Below are 6,777 nucleotides of genomic sequence, written 5' to 3'. Positions count from 1 at the left end.
GGTCGAATCGATGTAGTTAATTTTCCCGGCACAGGTTTTCTAGGGACAGGTTGGTTTGTAGATAATGATGTCGTTGTAACAAACCGCCATGTTGCATCGCTTATTGCGAAATGGGACGGCCGCCGCTTTGCATTTAACCGTGGTATTGCCGGTCGGACTCTTCAGTCTTCATTGTGCAACGCTCACGAATTCGATGATCTGGATCCTGATTCAAACAGAATTTTCAAAGTGAAGGAAGTGCTTTACATTGAACCAGAATCAAAACCGTACGATATTGCATTCCTGCGGGTGGAGCGTCGTACAACAGGATCGAATCTTCCATTTATTCCAGTTACTGCGACCGATGTGCCAGTAGATGTTCCCGTTTGCGTTATTGGTTATCCCGCCCGTGCTCCGAAGTCCATAATTCCGGATCAACAACTGATGCAAGATCTTTATCTTGGTCGCTTTGATATAAAGCGCGCTGCGCCCGGATTCACAACAGGAATGGAAAGAGGTTCAAGCACGCACGACTGCACAACGCTTGGTGGAAATTCGGGTTCTGTGGTTATCAATCTCGCTACAGGTCAAGCAGTAGGGCTGCATTTTGCAGGTCTTTATAAAGAGAATAATTTCGCTGTGCCTGCATCAATTCTTACGAATTACATACGCGGAAAAAAATGGAATCAACCTTACGAGATCGAATCACACAAACCGTCAAAACCTGCGAGTCAGAGTCAAACGTCTCTTACTCAGCAACCTGGTATTGTTGCATCCGGTCCTGGTTCAGTTTCAATGACCATTCCGCTGACTATTACTGTTAATCTCGGCACACCTTCCATGGGACTGTCACAAGCAACTATGTCATCCACTGCTGTGACTGATATGGCACAGGTGGAGCGGGCTGTTCTTGATTATTGGGATGCCCGGCCAGATGGAGTTCTTGCTGTTCGCGTGGGTTATTTTGATGATGGTGAAAGAATAGGGGACCAGCCCTGCATAGCAGTTTCCGTTCTTCCAGAAAGCTTATCAATATTTGAATCAAAAGCTCCGAATGATTTTCATGGAATACCGATCCGATATTTAGCAGCAGATGTAGATGAGCAGTTACAAACGACTCCATTAGTAGAGTCAGTAGAATCGATCTCATACGATGACAATGCAAGGACCGGTGAAAAATTCTCATTCGCGCCAGTCAATGAAAACATGGACATCATTTTGCACGTAGGACCAGAATACTCATGGGATGTCTTGCAGAAGTTCCTCCAGGGTGCAAATGGAAAAATGGTTTCTGCAATGTACGAGTTCCACGCTCCGCATATTAAAGATGCAATTGAGCAACGGCTTGAAAATGGTGCGGAGCTAACGTTGGTATTGGACAATGCCACATTTTCAAAAGTAAAAGACGAAGAATTTGATCGGGTTCAAGTCTTTGATGATTGGGCAAATCGTTTCGATTTCAACCGTATCGTTGCGCCTGAAGGAATCAGTGGGCTTATTTCGGATTCGTACCACATCAAAGTAACAGTTCGCGATGATGACACATTCTGGTTATCTTCCGGCAACTGGAAACTGGGATCCAGTCAACCGATCATCACCGAAGAACAGCGCGAGAACGCTACTGAGGTCGATCTGCCAGGAAACCGCGAATGGCATGTGGTGATTCACAATCAGACTTTAGCGAACCGGTACCGCAACCACATTCTTCAAGATTTTAAGCGTTCCAAAGAATTAGGTGGCAACCTGGAATCTAGGAGTTTGTTGGATGAAATATTTGTAGATGTCCCGTTGGAGTTGGAGGCAATTGCGTTTGAGCGAAAACCTCCAAGTCAGATTCTAAAACCAAAAACGATCAGCCGGCAGGTCAAAGTCCGTCCTTTACTAACGCCCGATCAGGAAGGAGCAGTTTATTCTGATGCCGTTTTAGATCTAATTCGTTCGGCAAGAAATAGTTTACTGTTCCAGATTCCATATATTGGGATGCCCTCAAATCCACGTCAGGACCGCGGTTTTATCGATGAACTGATCAAAGCGCTTACACAAAAATTGAAAACGCTTGATGATGCCCGTGTGATCTTAAGAGTCGGTGGAAGTAAGCTATCTAGCCCATCTCATGCCGCGTGGTACTTTAAATCCAAAGGTGTTGATATCGATGAACGCCTGCGTGTCATTGAGAATCATCACACAAAAGGCATGATCGTTGATGGCAAACGTATGCTTCTCGGAAGTAATAACTGGAGTAAGCCTGGCGTCACGCTGAATCGAGATGCATCGCTTATTTTTGAAGATGAAGAGATTGCATCGTACTACGCTGAAGCCTTTGAGGTTGATTGGTTGCGGGCTAACCATATCAAACCGAAGCGCTTTATAAAACAGGAAGTGGTGGTTTTCGAAGCAGTTGGAACTACGCCGCCTCCGGGATATCGACGCGTCCGTTTATCGGAGCTGCTAGAAGATGACTAAGCTGCAAAAAATTTGTAAAAATGAAATGACCAGGCAATTGATTGTTGTTCTAATGTCGCTAGCGTTGTTTTATTTTGCGTTCGGTTGCGAGAACAAAAAACATGCAGAAAATGAGAAACAGTCTCTTGCAAACGTGTTGCAGCCAAGAAGTATGACTCAGCCCGGAAAAAATGTGGACTCGCCTGCAATATGGATAGCGAGCAATCCTTCGGAAAGCCTGATTCTATTAAGCGAAAAGGGGAGCGGAAGCATGCTTGTGTTTCGTGCTGAACGTAACGTCCCACTGGTGACTCGTGTTGAAGGGATGAGCCGTCCTAACGGAATTTCGATCGTTCAGAACTCTCCATTTTTGTCAGGTAAAGATCTAGTGTTCGTAACTGATCGCGATGGAAATGCAATTCATGTTTTCACAGTTCCTGATTTTCAACGTGCTGGGACTTTTGCAAAAGACCTTCAGCGTCCAATGGGAATTAGCACTTACAAGCGTGAGTCTGATGGCGCCATTTTTGTATATGTCGTTCCGAAAGAAGGTAAAGATGATGCAAAGGTAATACGGTTTAAGATTCGCGAAGAGGATGGAAAAATTACTGGTGATGCTGACAGAAAATTTGGAAAAGAACTTACAGTTGGTCAAGAAACAGTAATGGTAGATTCAGAAAAAGGTCGTGTGCTGGTAGCAGATGAAAATGCGCGTGATGTGAAAGTGTATGACATGGAAGGAAAATATCTAAGCAGTTTTGGTAAAGGGCATTTTCAGGCCGATGTTGAAGGGAGTGTTTTAGCAGATTGTCGTTCGAGCGGATACTACATTGTTTCGGACCAGCGCTCTGTTACAGAGTTTGAATTTTTTGACAGGGAGTCATTTCGACATCTTGCAATGGTGCAGGGAAGAGCGAGCCGGACAGATGGAATTGCGCTAGAAACAAAACCATTGCCGGATTTTCCTGGTGGACTCTTAGTAGCACAAAGCGACCCCGACAAATCTGGCGGAAGACATGCGGAACTTTATGATTTCACTGACTTTTTGAAAGCCGCTGGCCTACCTCCTTGTAATTAAACCTATCCTATATATATGTGTGTACCAACGGAAGGCTGAGGATGTATCAGATTTGTACAATCAAAAATAAGATTGGAGTTTTCACAAGTGCCGGCGGAAAATACGGAGCTGCAGAAGAAACTGTGCATCACGTAGATCCACGGATTGAATTGGGAGAAGCCTGGAAAATTGGTAGGTTTGCCCAGTTGCCGGACCGCGGACCGATATTGGGGAGCTTTCCGAATATCGCAAATTGACTGAACTATGACCAATATTCCTTGTGCTATTTTGCATCGTTTGATGAAGTGCTGACGAAGTCACCGTTTGGAGGCTCATTCGTTTTTGACCGCAACATCCCATAATCAATCTCTCCCTCATTTTCTTGATCCATCGGCTGGATGATAACTGGCTTCTGACCGATACGCTCCAAAAGACAAGCCGCACCGGAAAGTGCTAGCCATGTGAACAGGACAATTACAGGTTTCTGCGAAACAAAGAATGCAATGGGTGCTGCAACCCAGAAGCTAAGACAGTGAAAACAATCAATCAACTTACCTATAGCGACACGTCCTAGCCTGATTCGTAATCGGTAGAAAATGTCCGCTGGGCCGTCTTCGTTTACTAGAAGATGCGTAATCCGCCAGGTCGCGAGACTTGCAAGAACAAATTTCAACCAGATGCTATCTTCACCCATTGCATTCTCGAACGATAACAGTTTTAGTTTCCATGAATTTCTAATGCGAATGCTGCCGTTTCTTGAGTATAAGGATAAGGATAATGAGTTTGTCCATCAGTAGTCTTCGACCACGTAGTCAAAGTTACAGCGAACGAACACTTATCTAGAACAGTCGGCTGGTTAGGCGGGTCTAAGCGTGTCAACATTAGTTCAAAAGTATTTGTTCCGCTTAGTCCGGGACCAGCCATTGGCTGCCCAACGTTAACTGGTGGCGCAGGAGTTGCGAGTGTGCCAACTCCTCCATTCGCTGAACTTCCGTTCAAACCACGCAACCAATTAATGTCCTGATCATAAAGGCAACGTTGGTCTGGAGCATAGGATCGATATTCAATGCCGAACGTCGCATTCTTGTTGCCTTCCAAGAATTGGCATTCTTCAGCTGACGGTACACCTGACTTTACCAAACGTGTGATATCGGAGACCGGTGGACGATTGTCCCACAGGAAGAGGTGTGTCAATGCTCCAAAGGGAACCTGTTTCAAGTCGTCACCTGGGCTTCCGCTTTCCTGAAACCACCGATGGAATTTGAATGGTTTTGGAGCTTCTGCGCCGGGCTGTCCAGTTGCTGGTGTACCCAGTGGACGTATACGCTGACCAGTAGAGTCGAATACTTCAAGTGTGATGAGATGGCGCTCTGATGGACTGGTGAGGTCAAGTGCGTCTGGAAAGAAAAATTCCGTTTTGGTTGTATTAATCAGCGCATGGTAACGAACATTTCCGACCCATCCCTGATCCGTGTAGGGGATTTCATAAAGATTTGCTTCACCACCTTGGACTTGTGGACCTAAAGAGTATGGCACAACGTCCAATCCCACCACTTTATCCCACGCCAGTCCATCTTTGAAATAGTAACGTGGCCCGGTTGGGTTTCCTATGCTGTCGGCGCGACTCACACTCACTCGGTAATACTTTGCATCGATTGCTGGATCTCTCATCGCCAGTGAAAAGAAGAACGCCAACTCCAAGTTCCCGCCGAGATTGCGCTCATGGCTCGAGTTCGGGCCAATGCCAGGAAAAAGAAGCCCACTGTTGCTAGATGGCGCCGCAACTCGATCCCATCCTGTTGCATCAGGTGTAATTAGTTCGTAGCTGTCTGTATCACCAATTAGGTCGAGGAAAACAACGGCATCGCCGTGAGGCCTTCCAGTTTCATCACATGTAAACGCGCCAGAATTATACGATGATAGAACAGCGTCATCACTTTGGTTAAACCAAATTCCTGCTGTGACTCCATCATAGATCGTTGTTTCAACACCTCCGATCGTCTGTTTGACTTTGTATGCATACTGGTCATTGCAAAATGGCGAAAAAATTCGCAGGCAGTCACGCCAACAGATGTTGAATGTTCCATCCGGATTGATGGAGCCAGATCCCACCTTCACTGGTTGTCCACAACTACATAGCCATCTTACAAGGTACGCCCTTTGGCTCACGTATGAAATTGCTTGATCTCGTGGAAGCGTTCGCAATGCTTTAAGATCGTACGCTGCGTTGAGTGCCATTTCGTTCAAGGCACCGCCTTCGAAAATTGGAGTTTTCAACGGATCAATCGGAGGGGGAGGTGGTGGTGGCGGAAACTTCGGAAGTTTTTCAACTAAAATCTCGAGATCCCTGATTAAACGATCAAGCCTCCAATCATCAATCACGATTGGATAACAGCAACATGTTCTACGGTAGACCTCAACTGTACCGAGGCAAACCGGATAGCAACGATAAGGCCAAAAAATCAGTTCGCTTAAAGTTGGCGACGCCTTCATCAGTACATCGGCTGCACCTGAAAGAGTAGTTGAGGAAACACTATTTTTAATCGAGATTTTGCTTACTTGTGCGAGCTCTTTAAGCGGAGAAGCGGCGAGAGCAAAAACACTATCGAACCACAAGGGCCGTCGGCGGCATACCTCCACGCGCCCGCTGACACAAACTTAGAAGCAGAAAAATTTTCCCCATACGGCTTCTGCCAATCCAAGTCTTCCATCAATGATGCTTGCATTGAACTCTTCAGATCGATATCTAATTCCGCCATGCACTAATGCGCCTTTTTCATCCGGCGGTGGGCCGATTATTACTGTTTGTGATCGCTTTAACACATCAGCAGGTAAAGTAAATTTACCTTCAGCACCGACATCGGCTGAGTGAAGGATCTTATTATTTTTATCAATTGCCTGCACAACAACATGTGGAGGCTCATCACCAGCTTTTAATCCAACAAATCTGAGCTGATATTCATCTCGTGACGGGGTATTCTCGCTAGTATCTTTACGGTTTGCCATACGCATCTCCTTGACTGAGTCCTTTCAAAGATCCTCAATTTTATGAATCAGTCTGAAATCTTATACATACCAATAAGGCCACTCAGGAAGTATCACTTTATCGATCTGCTCGTTTTATCTTTCATAAATGGGAAAACGATACATTTCTATCTGTTAGTTTGTACATGTATATATATGGATAGGAAATTTGGAGGGCTTAATTATTGCGACTGTGGTAGCCCACTGCGCTCTCAGACGTGCCGATCTTGTATTGGTGCGGGAGTCTTTGGACTGAACTGCGAACAGTGTAATGG

Annotated in this window: 6 protein-coding genes; 3 read left to right on the top strand and 3 right to left on the bottom strand. The window is 45.6% G+C overall.

The genetic code is table 11. The features are described from left to right. Positions 1-6 precede the first annotated feature (6 nt). From L0156_27035 to L0156_27025, 3 genes are read left to right on the top strand one after another with little or no spacing between them, the layout of a single operon-like run. Positions 7-2,442 carry a phospholipase D-like domain-containing protein gene (locus L0156_27035; GenBank protein ID MCI0606656.1) on the top strand — a complete coding sequence of 812 codons (2,436 nt, stop codon included), beginning with the start codon at positions 7-9 and terminating at the stop codon, positions 2,440-2,442. Then, positions 2,435-3,499, top strand: a complete 1,065-nt coding sequence (locus L0156_27030) for a phytase (protein MCI0606655.1) — start codon at positions 2,435-2,437, stop codon at positions 3,497-3,499. The genes L0156_27035 and L0156_27030 overlap by 8 nt, the downstream gene beginning before the upstream one ends. Positions 3,500-3,540: 41 nt before the next feature. Further along, positions 3,541-3,735 (top strand): hypothetical protein, encoded by a 195-nt coding sequence (locus tag L0156_27025; protein MCI0606654.1) that lies wholly within the window; start codon positions 3,541-3,543, stop codon positions 3,733-3,735. A gap of 26 nt (positions 3,736-3,761) precedes the next feature. On the opposite strand, the gene L0156_27020 is transcribed toward L0156_27025, so the two are convergent. From L0156_27020 to L0156_27010, 3 genes are read right to left on the bottom strand one after another with little or no spacing between them, the layout of a single operon-like run. Then, positions 3,762-4,172 carry a DUF1360 domain-containing protein gene (locus tag L0156_27020; GenBank protein MCI0606653.1) on the bottom strand — a complete coding sequence of 137 codons (411 nt, stop codon included), beginning with the start codon at positions 4,170-4,172 and terminating at the stop codon, positions 3,762-3,764. Between the two features lie 23 nt (positions 4,173-4,195). Further along, a complete protein-coding gene (locus L0156_27015; GenBank protein MCI0606652.1) occupies positions 4,196-6,094 on the bottom strand; it encodes a hypothetical protein in 1,899 nt (632 codons plus the stop codon). Positions 6,095-6,136: 42 nt separating this feature from the next. Continuing rightward, positions 6,137-6,484 carry a hypothetical protein gene (locus L0156_27010; protein MCI0606651.1) on the bottom strand — a complete coding sequence of 116 codons (348 nt, stop codon included), beginning with the start codon at positions 6,482-6,484 and terminating at the stop codon, positions 6,137-6,139. Positions 6,485-6,777 lie beyond the last annotated feature (293 nt).

The organism is bacterium, assembly GCA_022616075.1.
GTDB lineage: Bacteria > Acidobacteriota > HRBIN11 > JAKEFK01 > JAKEFK01 > JAKEFK01.
This window is presented reverse-complemented; position numbering and strand designations above follow the sequence as displayed.

What these genes read in the sequence shown, in the direction of transcription:
- L0156_27030 (MCI0606655.1), top strand. Translation starts at nt 2,435, where the DNA reads ATGACTAAGCTGCAAAAAATTTGTAAAAATGAAATGACCAGGCAATTG.
- L0156_27025 (MCI0606654.1), top strand. Translation starts at nt 3,541, where the DNA reads ATGTATCAGATTTGTACAATCAAAAATAAGATTGGAGTTTTCACAAGT.
- L0156_27020 (MCI0606653.1), bottom strand. Translation starts at nt 4,172, where the DNA reads ATGGGTGAAGATAGCATCTGGTTGAAATTTGTTCTTGCAAGTCTCGCG.
- L0156_27010 (MCI0606651.1), bottom strand. Translation starts at nt 6,484, where the DNA reads ATGGCAAACCGTAAAGATACTAGCGAGAATACCCCGTCACGAGATGAA.